This is a genomic window from Paenibacillus sp. FSL K6-1318, from assembly GCF_037976905.1.
In the GTDB taxonomy this organism is placed as follows: Bacteria; Bacillota; Bacilli; order Paenibacillales; family Paenibacillaceae; genus Paenibacillus; species Paenibacillus amylolyticus_A.
Map to the genome: position 1 here is coordinate 5,567,187 of NZ_CP150270.1, position 17,994 is coordinate 5,585,180.

Here is a 17,994-nt window from a genome sequence, read left to right on the forward strand (position 1 = left end):
AGACTTATTGGGACCTTGGTTATCTTATCGTCTTACTTCTTTTTCTTTCGAAAGCGGATATAAGGGATTAACTTAGCAAGGGTGGTTATTACTGTGATGATATTTTTCAGTAAATTGTACTCAGAATATCTACTGATTCCACGACCTCTACGTTTGTTATTTCTGTGGGGATGGATTGTTTTGTTTTTTGTTACTGGTATAAAATTGAACTGGTTCTACTTCCTACAATAATCTGATTTCAAAAAGTCCGTCCTCATGGGACATAAAAAGAGCTGAGTCGTCATTATGACGTCTCGGCTCTTCTTTTGTACAATCTGTTCATACCACTCATTTTCGAGACAAACTTTACCTGATATTCAGAAATTCTTTAGAAAATCCCTCTCAAGTTCTTCAGAGTTTATCTCTACTATGGATACATTGATAAATCCGTATAGGAGTTGAGCATTTGAAGCTTTCCAGTCCGTCATCTACCAAATCAGCCTGGCTTTCCCTGCTTTGGCTTGCATCCGTTCCAATCTTAAATATCTTCTATGGAGTACTAAATCGGCCTGGGAATCATGTCTATAGTCTTGCAACATCCGTGGATTCCATGATCCCTTTTGTCCCGGCCTTTATCATTCCTTATGTATTATGGTATCCGTTCATTACAGGTGCATTAATAGCACTTGCTTTTAAGGACAAACGAACCTATTTTCAAACGCTCATTGCACTTTGCAGCGGTCTGGTGATCTCATACATCTTCTTCGCTCTGTTCCAGACAGCGATTGAGCGCCCGAACATTCAGGGTGATAAAGGCTTTCTCTTCACGATGGTTGATTACATCTACCGTAACGATCAACCCTACAACTGTTTTCCGAGCATTCATGTGCTAACCAGTTATCTGATCCTTAGAGGAACGAATGTGTTTGGACGAGCGGTATGGGCGATGACTTCCACCCTCTCCGTTCTTATTATGATGTCTACCGTATTGGTGAAACAACATGTCGTCGTAGATATTGCAGGCGGCATCCTGGTGGGAGAGCTTTGTTTCCGCTTGGCTGGAACAGCCCTCCATGCTCTCTCATCCCGTGTTGAATCGGCTCGATTGGAGTGAGATGAACATTGACAGACTCCCCCTGGTTTTATCGCAAATATAGTATTCGTTTCCATATCCTTATCAGTTCTGGTTTGAGTTTTTTGCTAGCCTTGCTCATGACCTTCATATGCATGCTTCCGCTTGCCGCAGTTCATCATCTAGCCAAGCTGCATCTATTGCAATTGCACCTGGCATACCTTGTTCTTATCCTATTTACTACGTTTTTTGTGATATCTTTTTTCATTCCGACTCATCGCATCGTTAGGGAAATTGCCACTTTGGACCACGCGATAAGCATCATATCTGAAGGAGACTTGAGCTATCGAGTACCTCCACTGCAACTAGTTGAATTAAGAAAAATTTCGTCTCAACTTCATTCCATCGTGGAGCAATTGCAAGAACAGATGATCGAGGAACATGAGAGCGAGACCGCCAAGAGAGAATGGATTGAAGGCATATCAAATGAACTTTACGCACCCCTGGAAGGGATCATTCGAAATGTGGAGTTGTTAAAAACCAAATCCGTTCCGAACCAGGAAGAATATAACCGGATTGTACAAGAAACATATACAGATGCCTTTCAATTTCGAAAGCTAATGAATGATCTAATCCAGCATGCCCGACTCTCTTCCCATGATACCCAGTTGAATTTAGAAAAAACGGACGTCGTTCAGCTTATGCAGCGAACCATTTCTGACTTTGAATCGACAGCGAAAGATCATGACTTTATGGTGGAAAAAGAGTTGCCTTCTTCTCCGATTATGGCTCATATCGATGTTGTAAAAATAGAAATGGCACTCCATAATCTACTATTCCATGTGCTCAAACACTCCACTCAGCCAGGTACCATTCGCCTGATCTTCAAAGCTGATCACAGACAGCTCGTTATTGGGATAGAAGGTAATTTCTCCTCTCATTCTGATGCATACGGCATACCTATGGATCACACACAACAGCATAGCTCATCCCGTTCTGCACCAGAGGTCTATGCCAGAACTGCAATGGGCCTTCATATCGCCAGAAATATGATTAAGCTTCAGGGTGGCACGTTAACTTTGAATCACGCGAACAACATTATTGTTGTGACTGTGCCACTTGATCACCGTTCCTGAATAGTTCTACCTGTTCAAGTCTTGCCAGTAAGTTGGCAAGGCTTTTTTCTCTTGAACATAGTTGTGTGGCTTTGCTTATGTATTCTTTAGATTTTCTTCAGAAATATGCTCATTAATTCCTTAGTTTTTTTCATTATGATTTCTATATCAACAAGAGAGGAGGCAAAACAATGATCAGTAATACGATCTTAGAGCTACTTCATCAGTATGGATATCTGATTTTTTATTTTGCCTTCTCATTAGGGCCTTTCGGGATACCAATTCCAAATGAGATCACGATTATCAGCGGTGCCATTCTGAGCCACACAGGAGTTATCAATTCATGGATCACATACTTTTGCATTCTGGCAGGACTTTTAACGGCCATTACCTTTGCTTATTTTGCAGGAAAGATGTTCGGACCCAAGATAAAACACAGATTTCAACATCATAAACACTTCGTCAAGGCTGAACGAATTCTGAACCAGTACGGCAATTGGGCAATGTGCATCGGTTTGTTTATCCCGCTTGTGCGATACGTCCTCCCTGTGGTGATTGGGCTGAGCGGCGTTCATTATCGGAAATTTGCTCTCATTTCATATTCCAGTGCTTTGCTCTGGACCATCACCTATTTTACAGCAGGAATTTATTTCGGTGGTCCCATTCTATCTACGCTTCAATTATTCCATTTTTGACCGGATTGAATCACATATCATTACTTACATGGAGGAATCTCAATGAATTCCAATGAACCTATCTTATTTCTGAAAAGCTTTCTTCAAAGCCCCAAACATGTTGGCAGTATCATACCCAGTTCCCGGTTTCTGGCCAACAACATGGTGAATCAAGCTTCTTGGCTGGAGGCCAAAGCAGTCGCCGAACTCGGCTCGGGTACAGGTGCCATCACTCGTTATATTCATCAACAGGTACAGGATTCAACTAAAGTGTTATTGTTTGAGATGAACGAAACGATGAGAAATAATCTGCAGACCACATACCCTCAATTCTCCTGTTACCCGGATGCCTCTCGGTTAGTGGAATCCATGAAGCAAGAGGGAGTTCAGCAACTGGATTACATTTTTAGCGGATTGCCGTTCTTCAACTTTGAGGCTGAATTAAGAAATACGTTGGTAGACCAGATCCATAAGGCACTCAAGCCTGGAGGGTTATTTATCGCCTTTCAATATTCTCTTCAAATGAAAAAAACATTATCCGAGCACTTTATCATCGAAAAAATAGAATTAGTGCCTTTGAATATCCCACCTGCGTTCGTTTATGTCTGTCGCAAAAAGGAAACAATTTAAACATTCCGGGCTATCGTTTACACTGATGTTATCTTAATTTTTAAGGAGTGTTGAATCATGAGTACCATTCTCGTTGTTGATGATGAACCCGATATCCGTGATGTCATTCATGTCTATTTACGTAACGAAGGATATCATGTCATTGAAGCAGCCAATGGGGAAGAAGCGCTAAATATGATCAAAACAACATCGGTCCAGCTCGTTATTCTGGATGTTATGATGCCCATTATGGATGGAATCAAAGCCTGCTTCAAAATAAGAGAAGTATCCACCATTCCCATTATTATGCTATCCGCCAAGGAAGAGGACATTGATAAAATTACAGGCCTGACTACCGGGGCTGACGATTACATGGTCAAACCGTTTAATCCATTAGAGTTACTTGCCCGCGTTAAGGCTCAGCTAAGACGTCAAACACTGATCGGTAAACCAGAATCCAATTCACTTATTTTGATTAAGGACCTTGTCATTGATACAAGTAAACATTCCGTGAAGCTAAAAGAAAAAGACATTCCACTAACTCCCCTGGAATTTTCCATTTTGGTGTTACTTGCAAGCCATTCCGGACAAGTATTTAGCTCCGAGAAGATTTATGAGACCGTGTGGAAAGAACCTTATGGATATTCCGATAATACGGTGATGGTCCATATTCGCAATCTGCGAGAAAAGCTGGAATTGAATCCGAGAGAACCTCAGTATATTAAAACGGTATGGGGAGTGGGTTATAAAATTGATTAAACGATTACCACAGTTTAAAAAAAAGATACAGATTAACATCCTATATCGAATGTTGATCAGTTTATTGATTTCGTTTGTTGGCTCTGTGGGTGTAAATAATATGTTAATCATAGGTGCCGCAAAAATTAGTGAAAGATTTAATTGGCCTTCGCTTCTCTACATCTTTCCTTACGTTCTAACACCAATCTTCATCGTAATTTTCACATTAATTTTTTTGTTTTCCACACGAAAAATTGTGAGAGATCTCATTACATTAGAGCAAGGGCTTCAAATCATATCCGAAGGAAATCTGAATTACCGGGTGCCCGTTAATCGACAAGATGAACTTGGAAGAGTCGCTTCCAATATCAATCACATGACAGAACAGTTAAAGCAACAGATTGCTAAAGAACGTGAATTGGAGCAATCCAAGATGGACATGATCACTGGCATCTCACATGACCTGCGTACACCGCTTACCAGCATAATTGGCTATATTGAGCTTCTCAAATCAGAATCATTTCAAGACAAAGCAGAGTATAACCGTTTCATCCAAAACACCTATAACAAAGCAACCCATTTGAAGAAGTTACTCGATGATTTATTTGAATATACGCGTCTTAACGCAGTGAACACCCAACTGGATTTGAAAACTGTTGACCTCTGTCAGCTATTAGAACAATTGTTGTTTGAATTCGAACCTTTAGCTCAGGAGCATGGGATTCGTATTGAAAAAAAACTCGGTGATGCTCCAATCATGGTTTCCCTGGATAGCGATAAGATTGCACGAGCCATCGACAATCTTCTCATGAATGCACTGAAGTATTCCTTTAAACCGGGCACGATTCATGTTCGAATGAGTGTGCAGCATAATCACGTTACCATTGATGTAGAGAATAAAGGCATGCCACTAACGATAGAACAAAAAAACAGACTGTTTGATCGCTTTTATAAGGTGGATTATTCGAGAAATAGCGAAGGCATTCAGTCAGGATCTGGTCTAGGTCTTTCTATTGCGAGGAATATTGCGGAGTTACATCAGGGGTTTTTAACACTAAAACATACGCGTAACGTATTTATATTCCAACTAAGCTTGCCTTCTAACATCCAGTGAAACATCAATAGCATTGATAACGGAGGACACCACATGAAAACATCCGAACCACTTCTCTTTCTGCAAGGATTTCTAAAGAATCCCAAACGCGTAGGCAGTGTCCTCCCCAGCTCCAAATCTTTGGCCAAGAAAATTGTCCAGTCTGTACGATGGGATGAGATCAAAACCATTGCAGAGCTGGGACCAGGAACAGGTGCCATCACCCGGCTCATAAGAGCACAATTACCGAAATCTGCAACCGTGTTTCTATTTGAAAGAGACCCCAAAATGAGAAGTAATCTGAAGAAAACATATCCTGAATTCATGTTCCATTCGAATGCATCCTATCTATTGAAAAGGATCAACCAAGAACATGTGCATCAGTTGGATAGCATCATTTGCGGACTGCCCTTTTTTAATTTTTCCAGAGAAATGAGACAAAACATCCTGTCACAGATCCATACAGCGCTCCGACCTGGTGGCACGTTAGTTTTATACCAGTACTCCCTTCATATGAAGAAACGATTAGCTGAACTATTCGAGATTGAAAAAATCCAATTTGAGCCCTTCAGCTTCCCTCCTGTATTTGTGTATATTTGTCGTAAGAAGGAAGAGGAAGGACACGGTGAAACGAGAGAATTGGGGGAAAGCTGATTGCATTATTACTACAGCACTCAATTGATTTATGCATATCCTGTTTTGTTACATTCTCATTTTACGGTTGCCAGCCAATGAAATGCCTCATCTATGTCATGGAATTCTTGAGTTGGATTGGATATATCCATTCCTGAGAGCATTCGGTTTGCACTTGATTTAGCTATCGCTTTATGGGGAACAATCAGTGCTGAATGCGTAATTCCGGCCTCCATTGATCTCAGATACCACTCTTGTGCAACCCATTCTTGGTCATCTGGCGAAATAACGGCCAAGTGACGGCTATCGTATAACGCCTTATTTGTGCGTTTTTGCACCGCTAACTCCAACACTTTATTTAGCGGTATACGATATTGTTCACCTTTCGCAAAGCTCTTCCATTGCAAAACAACTACCTTGTTTTCCTCATTCCATGTAACGGTTGCTTGAGGGGAATCATAAAAAATCATTTCGACCAGCTCCTTTTTTTAATATTTAATGTCCTGTCTTGTCTTGGGAGGATCTAATCATGCGAGTCATCATCTTACGTGGTAACAAGCGCGGCATAAATGCAATGAATCGATTTCGAGCTCCAGGCATAATTAACGTCTTGCCACGCAAGAAGCCTTGATATCCTTCTTCCGCCACCTGTCCAGCTTCCATAATTGGGCCCTGCAACATCTTCGAGACCCCCATACCCGACCGATCAACAAACCCGGTGGATGTCAGGCCTGGACACAGTGCTGTCACCGTAACACCAGTTCCGCTTACTTCATTCTCCAAAGCCTCGGTAAACGATAGTACGTATGCCTTTGTTGCATAATATACCGACATCATCGGTCCAGGGAAAAATCCTACCAATGAAGCCACATTCATCACGCCGCCGTGCCCACGTTGGATCATCCCCGGCAAGAATAGTTTTGTCATGACGGTTAAAGCCGTTATATTTACGTCAATCATATTGACTTCTTGTTCCAGATCCGTTTCCATAAACGTCCCGAACAGACCGAAGCCTGCATTATTGACAAGATAGTCAACAACAATGCCCTTTTCCTTCAGCTCATTATAAATCTCCTGTGGTACCCCAGGTGCCGCCACATCTTTGGCAATAACCGTCGTCTGAATACCATACTTTTTCTGATACTCCTGAGCTAGATCCTGTATCTTACCCTCGCTTCGTGCTACCAGCACAATATGATGTCCACCTTTGGCAAACCGATCGGCTAACTCTTTACCGATCCCACCCGATACGCCTGTGATAAGTACTGTCTTTCTCATGTTTTTGCCTGCCTCTCTTTGCAAAAAAATATGCTTCATCTGGAACATCAATATTAGAATGAACATTCTATAATGGTGAAAAAATAGACTACTTCCGTATGAGATCCATGGATAGTGTCGCTATACGAAGCAGTTTTTCCTTGGTCATCGAAGTCTTGGTCATTACCCTTAACCCAACGCCAACATTATGCAGATATTCCGCCAATACCTCGGCGTTGTACTCCGTAGTGAATTCATTTTCTCGCTGTCCCCACACCATAATGTCCTTGATTAGTTTCTCGGTATTTGCAAACATCTCCTTCGATCGGTTGTTCATGTCGTCATCCCGTGCCGCCAATTCTACCGTCGAATTGACAATGAAGCAGCCTGATGCTGGAGATTCCTCTCCATGAATTAAAGAAGAAAATATAAACTGAAGTGCTTCAGTTGCCGTTTTGGAACGCTCTACGCCTGCTGCAAGGGCGGAGCTGATTTTGTGATCATACAGATCTACTGACTTTAGAAACAAGGTATGTTTGTCGCCAAATGTGTCATACAAGCTTTTACGATGAATTCCCATATGATTGACCAGATCCGTCATAGACGTCTTCTCATAGCCTTGTTCCCAAAAAAGTCTCATCGCCTTATCCAGTACAACAGACTCTTCAAACTCTTTGCTTCTCGCCATTAGCTTCCCTCCTGTTCAGAAAAAGAACATTGAAATAACATGCTCTCGTTTGGCATTAAAAGGTAAGAATGACTTTCCCCTGGGAGTGACCCGTGGACACTTTAATCAATGCTTTTTCAATTTCATCAAACGTATACGTTGAATCGATCGAGGGTTTGATTCCTTCTTTTTCTACAAGGGCTGTGATTTCTTGTAATTGACGCCCACTGGAGTGTACGAATACAAAACGATATTCATTTTGATTTTTACGCGCTAAAGAATCCAGGCGTGCACCTACGAGACCAAACAATGCTTTTTTCCACATCGGAAAATGGCTGTCCGCTGCAAAACGATAATTGGGCCCCGCTTTCAAAGAAACTAATTTTCCCTGTGGTTTCAAAATGCTCAGTTCAGCTTTGATTTCCTCTGCACCCAAGGTGTCGATCACATAATCGATATCGGACAGGATATCAGCATAATTCTCTTTTTTATAATTAATAAATTGATCTGCTCCGATCGACAATGTACGTGATCTGCCTCTTTCGCTGCCACTTGTAATCACCGTTAGCCCCATGGACTTGGCAATCGGGATAGCCATCGCACCGAATCCACCGGTTCCTCCAGGTATAAACAGCTTTTTATTCGGTTCAGCTCGGAGTACATCATGCAATGCTTGATACGCAGTCAAGGCAGTAAGGGGTACTGCAGCAGCTTCGATAAAAGAAAGATCTTCAGGCATGATGGATAAAGCATCCTCATGTACAGCCGCATATTCAGCAAAAGCACCAATTTTATTCAGTGGCAACCTGGTATACACCTTATCACCCACTTTAAATTTCAAAACATCTTCACCGACAGCTTCAATGACACCAGATAGTTCATTACCTAAAGTTAAAGGTAACGTATAGTCAGCAATCATCCGAACACTGCCATTCATATTTAAGATATCCAGTGGATTTACACCCGCAGCTTTTACTCTAATGAGGACCTCATGGCTCTGAATCTGAGGTGTCTCAATATCATTGATTTCCACTTGGATTTTTTTGGAGTATTTCCGTATTTGGACTGCTCTCATCATTTATCCTCTTCCTTTGCTTATAGACTAAGAACATGGCGCACAATGTTCAGTTGTACGCCACCTTACATGCTTTGTGCTAGTGTAGCCCCTCTTGCGACTTTAATTCTTCCAACGTAGGATAGTCCGTGTAGCCTTTACTTCCCATTCCAAAGAATGTTGTCGGGTCTGCTTCATTCAGTGACGCACCTTGTTGAAGTCGTTCCACCAAATCTGGATTGGCTAAAGACCATACACCAACCGGTACCAGATCAGCGAGACCTCGATCCAGATCTACACTGAGATCCTCCAAAGTTCTTCCAGCCCGATTGACTAACAATGGATTTTGCCAAATTGAACGAATGTCTTGGAGTAGGTTCTCATTTCCAAGATGCATAACATGAAGGTAAACCAAATCCAATTGAGCCAATTCTTTTACAAGGTAGCGATAGAGTTCAGGACCTTGTTCGCCATCTTGAATTCCACCCAGCGGTGTCCCTGGTGAAATACGGAATCCTGTTCGTTCTGCGCCTATTTCCTCCACGATGGCTTTCGTTACTTCAATTGCGAAGCGAGCACGATTCTCTATAGATCCGCCGTACTCATCTGTGCGCGTATTCGAATTTTCTCCTAAAAATTGATTGATCAAGTAACCATTAGCTCCATGAATTTCAACGCCGTCCGCACCCGCTTTAATTGCCGCGGCAGCCGCTTTTCGGAAATCGTCAATGGTAGTCTGAATATCCTCTTTACTCAACTCTCTTGGTACGGGGATGGCCTGCATCCCTGTGGCCGTGAACATTTCTACATCCGGTGCAATTGCAGATGGAGCAACCGGTTGACGATGATGCGGGGTATTGTCCGGATGTGACATGCGACCAGCATGCATTAATTGGATATATACATATCCGCCAGCTTCATGCACCGCATCCGTTACCTTTTTCCATCCATCAATATGCTTGTCGGTATAGATACCAGGTGACCACAAGTAACCCTGTCCATCATCAGATGGTTGTGTACCTTCCGTAATCAGTAGTCCCATGGTTGCACGCTGAGCATAATAAAGTGCCGCCAACTCTCCAGGTGTACCATCTTCTTGCGCCCGACTACGTGTCATGGGTGCCATCGCTAGTCGATGGGGCAGTTCCATATTGCCAATCTTCGTTTTACTCCATATCTTTTCCAATTGAATACACTCCTCTTCTTATTTAAGATTTTGTAGAAAGCTTTATTCGTGGATGCTGCTGAATTAACTTAGTTCTGAAATAATCGGGTACATGGGAGCAGTCAGTTGGAACTCATAGTTCTGGTCTACAATTCCTACGACCACTTCATTGTGATCATACAGATCGATCATGAAGCCCGCCATTTGTTTAGCTGTATGATATTTGGGCATATTTGCTTTGTAATCAAAAGCTTCAGCGTTTATTGATTTTTGTACAAATTCTGTTTCCGTGATCGCTGGTGCAAGCACCTTCGCTTTCAGTTTTGCACCTTTCAGTTCCAGTTCTTTGGCAAGACCTTCTGTGAAGGCACTCACGTAGTATTTCGATGCAGAATAAGTAACACTGCCTACAGCAATGGCATATCCGAGCGCGGAGGAGACGTTAATCAACTGAGTACCTTCGACATTCGCGTAATCTCGCACATACAGTGTAGATAGAATGGTCAAAGATTCGATGTTAACACGCAGCATGGTCTCCACTTTATCCAAATTCTGTTCAGCAATGAATGAGCCTTCTCCAAGCCCGGCATTATTGATCCAAGTCTCAATCTGATATTCCTTCAAATCGTTATACAGTTCGTACGCCTCTGCGGTAACAGACAGGTCGCTTGTATGAACGACAACATTTACTTTAGGGTCGATACCCTGAATGGTGGATTTAAGCTCTTCCAGCTTTTCCAATCTTCTAGCTACCAAAATCAAGTTTTTGCCACGTGCTGCAAATGCCAATGCCGTTTCATATCCAATTCCTGAACTTGCTCCTGTAATTACGGTGTATTTCATCTTATTCTCTCCCTCATATTCTTTAGATTAGTATGATTTTTGTTTTGAGAACGATCGTTCTTCATTGTGTAAAAAAAACAGTTAGATCTAACTTGCTGTTAGCATACCATTTCTAGAACGAACAGTAAAGAATTATTTTAACTTTGGATTCTTCTTCTCATCACGTTGAAATTCTTCTCTGTGACATTTTGTTTACAAGTCGATCAAACTTTGGCGACATGTGCCACATATAGTGGATTAGTACAGCTGTAACAAGTACGAACGTACATATAAAGAAACAAGGAGGAATACGAATTGTCATTAAAATTTCAGTCGCCGGACGAATCCGGCCATGAAAACGAGGATAAGGTAGATGAGATCCAATCCCGTTCTCAGAAAAAAAACAAGGATACGCAGATCAAGAAGGGCAACTCCCGTGGATCAGGGCGTCTTATGGCGCTTGATGCCGTAAGAGGTTTAGCTGTAATCGGCATGTTTATACAGCACTTTGCGGAGAAACAATGGAATGGTAACATCGTATCAGGCAATACAACATTATTGTTTGTTCTATGTGGGGGAATTTCCTACTCAATCATGGCACAGCGCATGAAAGAGCGTGGTACGGATGATAGCTCATTTCGAGCCAAAATGCTTGCTCGGGCTGTTTTTGTTGATGTGATCGGATACCTGTTGATTATGCTCAATACTCCTTACGGTATCATTTTACCCGCCTATGCAGCCATGTTTGTGTTGGGATTAATTTTGGTTGGCCGCTCCACCCGAACATTGGCAACAACAGCGGTCAGTTTGACTCTGCTAGCTCCGCCTCTGATGATACTCGGACAAAGCGCGTTCTTGGGATCATTCCTGCTTGCAGACATTGCTGGCGGTCCTATGTCCTCCATTGCTCTTGCCCCTGCTTTTGTTGCAGGGATGACGATTGGCCGTTTAGATTTAACCCGTAAGCGTGTTTCTCTCTCATTGGCTTTTGGCGGCTTGGTTATGGTAGTTATCATTAAATCTCTGGCTTCGAAAGTCCTACCTGAACTTGGTCGCTCATTTGAAACATGGCTAGTGAGCGTCCAAGGGGTTGCGGCTCAACCCGACCAATATGCAATCTGGCCTTTAAACGTAGAATCACCAATGTGGCATATGCTTTTGTGGACAACCCCGCATAGTGCATCGACTTTCCAAACCATGGCAGGACTTGGGGTGGCTCTACTGGTGCTAGGGTTTGCTTTCCTTATACCCCAGAAATTAAATGTTCTTTTACGACCATTTGCTGCGGTTGGCCGTGTCGCGTTAACGATGTATGCGATCCAGTTCGTATTTGTATGGATACTCTCTCTATCAGGAATCAATTATAGTTATGGCGAGATGCCGTTTGGGGATCTACTAGTCCTCATCGTAACGTTGATTCTAGGCTGGTTGATCTCTCGTCTCGGTACGGGTCCACTTGAGTCATTAATGCGATATTTTGACAGACTATTTAGTGCTTCTCCTCCCAAAACCAACGTTTCTTAGAATAACTTTGCTTCATCAGTGTATACAAAGTTCAGCAGGCGACTAATCCTCGGTATACCCGGGATTGGTCGCCTGTTTTGTTGATGAAGAATGGCTTAGCGCGAGTTTCCCTAGGGCATGATTTTTGTTGCTTAGTCCACCGCTAGAACGTCCGACCGCTTGCTTGCTTTGCCCTCCTTTTACGCCTCATCCATGCTGATGAACGACGCATAACCGTCATGATTCGATCGTTCAACGCGCGAGGTCCTCCTTGTGGTTTTCATTCAGATGGCAACAGGTCTTGGACTCGCTTTGAAGACACACCCCCGTCTGGATGCGAAAGTAGCGATCAGGCTGAAATAAGCCATGATACATAACACAAACGGGACGAAGCTGGATATTCCCAGCTTCGTCCCGTTTACTTATCATTTTTCATGTTCATTACTGATGTCATTATAGGTCATGGTTTATAAAATGCTTCATCCGACTGATCATTACTGCTGCCTGTGCACGATTGGCAAGCTGTTTGGGACCATAGGTTGACGCGGATACACCTTGAATGAGTTGAGACTCAGTGAGAAAGGCAACGGAATCTCTGGCATAGGGTGCGATCAGGTCTTTGTCAGTGAATTGTTCCAGCACTTCAGTAGCATTGCTGGTCGGGATCTCTTGCTTTAGTTTGAGCGTGTTAGACACGATTTGAGACATTTCTTCTCTTGTAATGGACAATCCTGGCTCAAAACGATCCCCTCCGACACCTTCAGCCACCTTTGATTCTACTGCTGTTGTGACATACGTATGATACCAGCTTGACGGTGAAACATCTTTGAATGTTACTTTTCCTGTGGACTCTGGTATATCAAAAGCTCTTACAATCATTGCCACGAATTCCGCTCGAGTAACTGGTTTCAGTGGATCGAATCGGTTTTTCCCGGTTCCTTGCAGCACACCTGCGTCTACCAATTCACGAATTTCATGACCAGCCCACGGTTCAACGCTATTCAAATCGCTGAATTTATCATCTGATCCAGATGATTGGGGTGTCTCGTGTACAGCACTGAATATAGAATTGGCCAGTAAACGGTACTGATGCTGTGGATGGCCAACATTCGTCAATTCATTAGAGAAAACAGTTATATTTTTATGATTCGCTTCATAGGTGAAGGCCATAATCTGACCCTTAGCTGAAGCATGTCCAGGCCACCAACCTGCTTTATAAAAATCATCTTTTTTACTTATTTTAGCAAGGATTGTTGCTTTTTTCGGTACAGTCTTAATATAAGAACCGGATACCGTATAGAAATATTCCTCTTTATCATAAGCGGCAGTGATCATTTCATCTTGGTTAACATCAGCCAAAAACACCCCTTCGTAGCGCTCCCACTGAGGGCCGGCAAATGTAAAGTCAGGAATCAGGTCTTTCACATTGGTCATTCCCATGTTTCCGTAGGCAATATACGGCTTCCCCTTCTCCACAAGTGCAGAAGACTCGAAGGTATTGACTAGAATATCGGCCTTGTCTTGGTCTTGGCTTACCTTAAAGCCCAGATCCTTCAGTACAAACGCCGACTCCCCTAACGCGGAAACCGTTAAGCTCTGAAGTTCTTTCCCGTTAGGCTTACTGTCACCGAACGCTTTTACATTCAGGAAGTATTTGGAAGCAAACGGACTCAAGTCAGGGGTTGAAACAACGAAATCACCAGCTTGATTCCCTGTGCCACTTGATGTTAACATGGTCACGCCTTTTCCAGCTGTGAGCAGTTCATTGACAGCCCTGATCGCATCGTTATTGCTGTTTCGAATGAGAACATAAGCCGTGTTTGCAGGCATGGACGTTGCCGGTACCGATACGGATGTCACAGGTATCGTCTTGTTAGCAAATACGTGTGGCTCTCTAATTACATAGCGATCAAATCCCCGAAGATTCGGGAAGTTCTGCACAATCTCTCCGGCAACGAACTCATAATCGGATACGTCAATTCCGTCATACAAAACCAGGTTAGCCATACCACGCAGAGCTTGATGCATGTTCACGACGAATGATCCTTGAGGATATGTCACACCATCAACGGTTATAGCTTCAGTGGAACGTTCCACCTTCACCCCGTTCCGAAGAAAATACTCGATCATGTGATACGTCTCAAGAGCATTCTTTTGCACACTTTCATCCACTGGCAGCACGTAATATTCCGGGAAAAAATTAGAGTTCCCTTCACGTGGGCGGCCAATTTCTTCATGTTTGGCATTAATCAGATATGGATCTACGGCGTGATCGTCGATGTTATCAATGCCGCGCTCATAGATCTGGAGCTGGTTTAGAAATAGTTTTTCTTTATTATCCATCACATATGCTGTGGCAGCTGCTGTACTATAATACAGTGCTTTCGTCGATTCTTCATTAAACTCTGGCGTTTCCAGTGTATGTCCCAACGCTCCTTGATGCATGGCAAATACGGCTGTATAAGCGGGAGATGCATCATCCCATCCTGAAGAGGTACCTTTAGATACATAGGTTGGATCCTCCGCAGTTTTGCGATTTTCTTCGTAAGGGATGTGATAATGATCATACTTCGTATTAGCGATACCTGCTTCCCCCATGGCCTTTGCCTGTTCCAACATGTTGTCAATCAGAAGATCATATTCCATGTTCGGATCATGAGGTGGTGTAGCTGGCTCAATTAGAAAGTTGCGATCGTATCCGTGCAAATCCAGAAATGAAAGAGGAGACCATTTTGCTATTTGTTCCGTAACACTCCGCGTCTCCGGCTGTGTCTGGTAGGAGTTGTCTCGATTCAAGTCAAAATCATTGGCGTTCCCTCGTGTTTGATGGACACGACCATCTGGATTATTCGTATAAACAAAGATGAAAAATACATTATTTAAAGCATCGTCTACATTGAAACTTAATTTGTCAGGTTTACCATCCGTTGAAGTGGTTCGAAATGTTACTTTTTCATCTAATGAAGTTGACTTGAAATAGTTGAAAATGGCATCCACGCCAGGAGATTCATTGGGATGAATATTGTTGACCCAGATGGGGACAGCATAGTCACCGAATGCACCTGATTTGATATCTGCCTGTAATCGCTTGGGATCATTCAACATGGCCGGATGGGTTACATTTTCGTATTTGTCGATCGTATTTTTGTCTTTGGCAACGATGGTTAGATATATATCCCTTCCTTCAACCGATTTTCCAATGGAGGTCGTTTGAATGTATCTGTCATTTTTTTGAGCTGCTTGTGATGTAACTTCGTCGATCGCTGGCTTCAATTCATCATAGGTCAGGTAACTGGCATATGGTGTCAGTTTCACGGGTGCCTGTGCGATCGCTTTTCCATCTGCTTTGAGGGTCAGTTCATATGTGCCCATTAGCGAAGCAAAGAGCGGACGTTGCAATTGGGGTTCCGCCAGATTGCTCGTGCCATAGACCAGGTCGAAGGTAACATCTGCTGTAAACTGACGACCACTTACTTTCTCATGTGAAACGCGTATAAATGATGGGCCTGTATAATCTTGTTCCTCAAACGTCTTCCATTCGGATAATGGTTTTCCACCGTACGTCCATTCTATTTTTTTCGCATCCACGCCTTCGGGGAGGGTAAACTTGACTTGAATGGTTCTTTTCTCCGTCATCGATGCGATATTATGGTTCATCACTAATGGCTGAACTTCCGCATGCTGCTGCGATGCCTTTTCCGCCTTGGGTTCACCTGTGAGTTGTTTCGTATTCAAATCAGATGCTGCAAAAGCAATGCCATGAGTAGTAGTACTCATTAAAATTGTAAGAGCGGCAAAGACGGCCCATGCACGCTTTTTTGTTATTTTCTTAAACATGTTGTTCCTCCTAGGTTACTTATCTTGGTGTATTTCCTCATTAGTTACTGCTTTTTGCTCAGTTTCAACTGTATCTGCAGGGTTAGACTCCAACAGGTCCCGAACATATTCTTTTAGATGAAGGTTGTTCGTTACAGCCAGTACCGCTGCCCTCCCCACATAGGTTTCCTTGAGTAGTTTCATTGGAGGAATTTGCTCGTTTGACTCGATCTTACTCTGGTATCCTACCGATGCCAGTTTCCACATATCATTTACGGACAAGTTCGTATCAATATACGGACTTACCTCCTCAAGTATGGCAGGCAGCTTCACAAGAGAAGTTGTGTTTTTCATTTGTTCTACAATCGCATTCATCAATTCCCGTTGCCGTTTGGTTCGTGAGTAATCGGACATCGCATCATGACGAAAACGAACATATTGCAATGCTGTTTTGCCATCCAGATGCTGCTGACCTTCTTTCAGATTAATGTCATACTCGTGATTGTCAGCTTTGCTCTCATAGTTCATATCCTTTTCCACATAAAAATCAACTCCGCCTACAGCATCCACAAGTTTAATGAAGCCTTGAAAGTCGGTATACACGTAAAATTGAATGGGAATTCCAAGTAATTCACTTACCGTATTCATTGCTGTTTTAGGGCCATGTGTAATCGCCGTATTGATCCGGTTTTTACCGTGCTCCGGAATATCGGTGTAGGTGTCGCGGAGAATGGATAACACATGAATGCTTTCGCGGACGGGATCCAATGAAACAACCATCATACTGTCGGATCTTGGAATCTCGCCCTTTTTTAGACCACGAGCATCCACGCCCATTAATAAAATATTCACTGGCTCTTTCCCCTCCCATTTGGGAGGTTCGATGACATTCTCTTCGCTTGCTTTCACCTCATAAAATGGCGAGTCTTCCTGCTCCTTGCTGAAACTATCCAAACCTTTATAGATCGCAACTACATAATAAAGTCCCAAAGCAATGATCATTAAAATAATCATTACAGATGTCCATATTGCGATTTTCTTTGTTTTTAAAGACATTTCGATACTCCTCTCTCCTAGACAATCAGCAGCAACCATCCTACTTATGTTCTAAAGCTTGTATGAGTAGATCAGCATAAAACCTGCCGCCGTCGGGTTTGAGATGGACTCCATCTTTGTAGAAATAATCTCCTTTTCCTTCGCTCGCAGCATACCAGTCCACAACTTGCGCATTTTCGAATTCTTGAGCCACATCATTAATCGTTGAATTGACGCTATTTTGCCATCCTTTTGGTACTCTCGTTGTCACCACAATGACCTGTTTGGCATCAGATAGAGACGTCAACAAATGTTGAAGGTGTTTTTTGCTAAACGGGCCATTCGTCCCAAGCTCAATAATGATACGGTCGCCCAATTTCCCTTGAGCCTTCAATTCACTCACAGTGGATTCAGCTTGAGACATCTGTCTTCCTACTTTTCCGTCAACGTTGATTTTAGGCAGCTTTTCTTTCAGATAAGGCTCAATGCCCACAGTTACGGAGTCTCCTATGATCGTAACCCCTTCTCCATCAGTAGATAAGATATCCGTCTTCTGTGAATCATTCGAACTTGCGTTATTGCTCTGTTCGGACTGCGTCTGATTTGAAATATATTTAGTTGCCCCCATTGCCAGAGCATCTGACTCTTCTTGTTGAGCATTTGTCGTATACAGAGAGCGAAACCCCATATAACCCAAAATCATAATCAAGAGAGCCAGTCCCCATACCATCCAAGCTTTTCGTGCGTTATTTTTCTTCATAC

Annotated in this window: 17 protein-coding genes; 8 read left to right on the top strand and 9 right to left on the bottom strand. The window is 42.8% G+C overall.

Going from position 1 to position 17,994, the window contains the following annotated elements:
• Positions 1 to 445 precede the first annotated feature (445 nt).
• The 7 genes from NYE45_RS24790 (at position 446) to NYE45_RS24820 (ending at position 5,934) form a co-directional block, all read left to right on the top strand.
• Positions 446 to 1,093: a phosphatase PAP2 family protein gene (locus NYE45_RS24790; protein ID WP_340014405.1), complete on the top strand. Its 648-nt coding sequence runs from the start codon at positions 446 to 448 to the stop codon at positions 1,091 to 1,093.
• 296 nt (positions 1,094 to 1,389) lie between these two features.
• A complete protein-coding gene (locus NYE45_RS24795; protein WP_340014406.1) occupies positions 1,390 to 2,187 on the top strand; it encodes a HAMP domain-containing sensor histidine kinase in 798 nt (265 codons plus the stop codon).
• 170 nt (positions 2,188 to 2,357) lie between these two features.
• Positions 2,358 to 2,861, top strand: coding sequence for a DedA family protein (locus NYE45_RS24800; protein ID WP_340014407.1), 504 nt, complete (start codon positions 2,358 to 2,360; stop codon positions 2,859 to 2,861).
• A gap of 42 nt (positions 2,862 to 2,903) precedes the next feature.
• Complete coding sequence (locus NYE45_RS24805; protein ID WP_340014408.1) at positions 2,904 to 3,470, top strand: methyltransferase domain-containing protein; 567 nt, start codon at positions 2,904 to 2,906, stop codon at positions 3,468 to 3,470.
• A gap of 57 nt (positions 3,471 to 3,527) precedes the next feature.
• Complete coding sequence (locus NYE45_RS24810; RefSeq protein WP_340014409.1) at positions 3,528 to 4,208, top strand: response regulator transcription factor; 681 nt, start codon at positions 3,528 to 3,530, stop codon at positions 4,206 to 4,208.
• A 49-nt stretch (positions 4,209 to 4,257) separates the two neighbouring features.
• A complete protein-coding gene (locus NYE45_RS24815; protein WP_340017436.1) occupies positions 4,258 to 5,301 on the top strand; it encodes a HAMP domain-containing sensor histidine kinase in 1,044 nt (347 codons plus the stop codon).
• Positions 5,302 to 5,334: 33 nt separating this feature from the next.
• Positions 5,335 to 5,934 (top strand): methyltransferase domain-containing protein, encoded by a 600-nt coding sequence (locus tag NYE45_RS24820; RefSeq protein WP_340014410.1) that lies wholly within the window; start codon positions 5,335 to 5,337, stop codon positions 5,932 to 5,934.
• A gap of 56 nt (positions 5,935 to 5,990) precedes the next feature.
• Here the strand turns inward: NYE45_RS24820 and NYE45_RS24825 are convergent, their stop codons facing one another.
• The 6 genes from NYE45_RS24825 to NYE45_RS24850 all read right to left on the bottom strand — a co-directional run bounded on the left by NYE45_RS24825 (position 5,991) and on the right by NYE45_RS24850 (position 10,899).
• Entirely contained in the window at positions 5,991 to 6,383 is a 393-nt protein-coding gene (locus NYE45_RS24825) for a hypothetical protein (RefSeq protein ID WP_076333212.1), read from the bottom strand.
• A gap of 25 nt (positions 6,384 to 6,408) precedes the next feature.
• The gene (locus tag NYE45_RS24830; protein WP_340014411.1) at positions 6,409 to 7,191 is read right to left on the bottom strand and encodes an SDR family oxidoreductase; all 783 of its coding nucleotides are present in this window, start codon (positions 7,189 to 7,191) and stop codon (positions 6,409 to 6,411) included.
• A gap of 88 nt (positions 7,192 to 7,279) precedes the next feature.
• Positions 7,280 to 7,858: a TetR/AcrR family transcriptional regulator gene (locus NYE45_RS24835; RefSeq protein WP_340014412.1), complete on the bottom strand. Its 579-nt coding sequence runs from the start codon at positions 7,856 to 7,858 to the stop codon at positions 7,280 to 7,282.
• 55 nt (positions 7,859 to 7,913) lie between these two features.
• The gene (locus tag NYE45_RS24840; RefSeq protein ID WP_340017437.1) at positions 7,914 to 8,912 is read right to left on the bottom strand and encodes an NADP-dependent oxidoreductase; all 999 of its coding nucleotides are present in this window, start codon (positions 8,910 to 8,912) and stop codon (positions 7,914 to 7,916) included.
• A gap of 79 nt (positions 8,913 to 8,991) precedes the next feature.
• A complete protein-coding gene (locus NYE45_RS24845; protein WP_340014413.1) occupies positions 8,992 to 10,077 on the bottom strand; it encodes an alkene reductase in 1,086 nt (361 codons plus the stop codon).
• 63 nt (positions 10,078 to 10,140) lie between these two features.
• Positions 10,141 to 10,899 carry an SDR family NAD(P)-dependent oxidoreductase gene (locus NYE45_RS24850; protein WP_340014414.1) on the bottom strand — a complete coding sequence of 253 codons (759 nt, stop codon included), beginning with the start codon at positions 10,897 to 10,899 and terminating at the stop codon, positions 10,141 to 10,143.
• A 294-nt stretch (positions 10,900 to 11,193) separates the two neighbouring features.
• Between NYE45_RS24850 and NYE45_RS24855 the strand changes: the two genes are divergently transcribed.
• Positions 11,194 to 12,402 carry a DUF418 domain-containing protein gene (locus NYE45_RS24855; RefSeq protein WP_340014415.1) on the top strand — a complete coding sequence of 403 codons (1,209 nt, stop codon included), beginning with the start codon at positions 11,194 to 11,196 and terminating at the stop codon, positions 12,400 to 12,402.
• 432 nt (positions 12,403 to 12,834) lie between these two features.
• Here NYE45_RS24855 and NYE45_RS24860 read toward each other — a convergent pair whose 3' ends face one another.
• Genes NYE45_RS24860 through NYE45_RS24870 form a run of 3 tightly spaced genes read right to left on the bottom strand, consistent with a single transcriptional unit; the run spans position 12,835 to position 17,992 of the window.
• A complete protein-coding gene (locus NYE45_RS24860; protein WP_340014416.1) occupies positions 12,835 to 16,218 on the bottom strand; it encodes an S-layer homology domain-containing protein in 3,384 nt (1,127 codons plus the stop codon).
• 15 nt (positions 16,219 to 16,233) lie between these two features.
• Complete coding sequence (locus NYE45_RS24865) at positions 16,234 to 17,253, bottom strand: LCP family protein (RefSeq protein WP_340014417.1); 1,020 nt, start codon at positions 17,251 to 17,253, stop codon at positions 16,234 to 16,236.
• A 40-nt stretch (positions 17,254 to 17,293) separates the two neighbouring features.
• The gene (locus NYE45_RS24870; protein WP_340014418.1) at positions 17,294 to 17,992 is read right to left on the bottom strand and encodes a hypothetical protein; all 699 of its coding nucleotides are present in this window, start codon (positions 17,990 to 17,992) and stop codon (positions 17,294 to 17,296) included.
• Between the last annotated feature and the right edge of the window lie 2 nt (positions 17,993 to 17,994).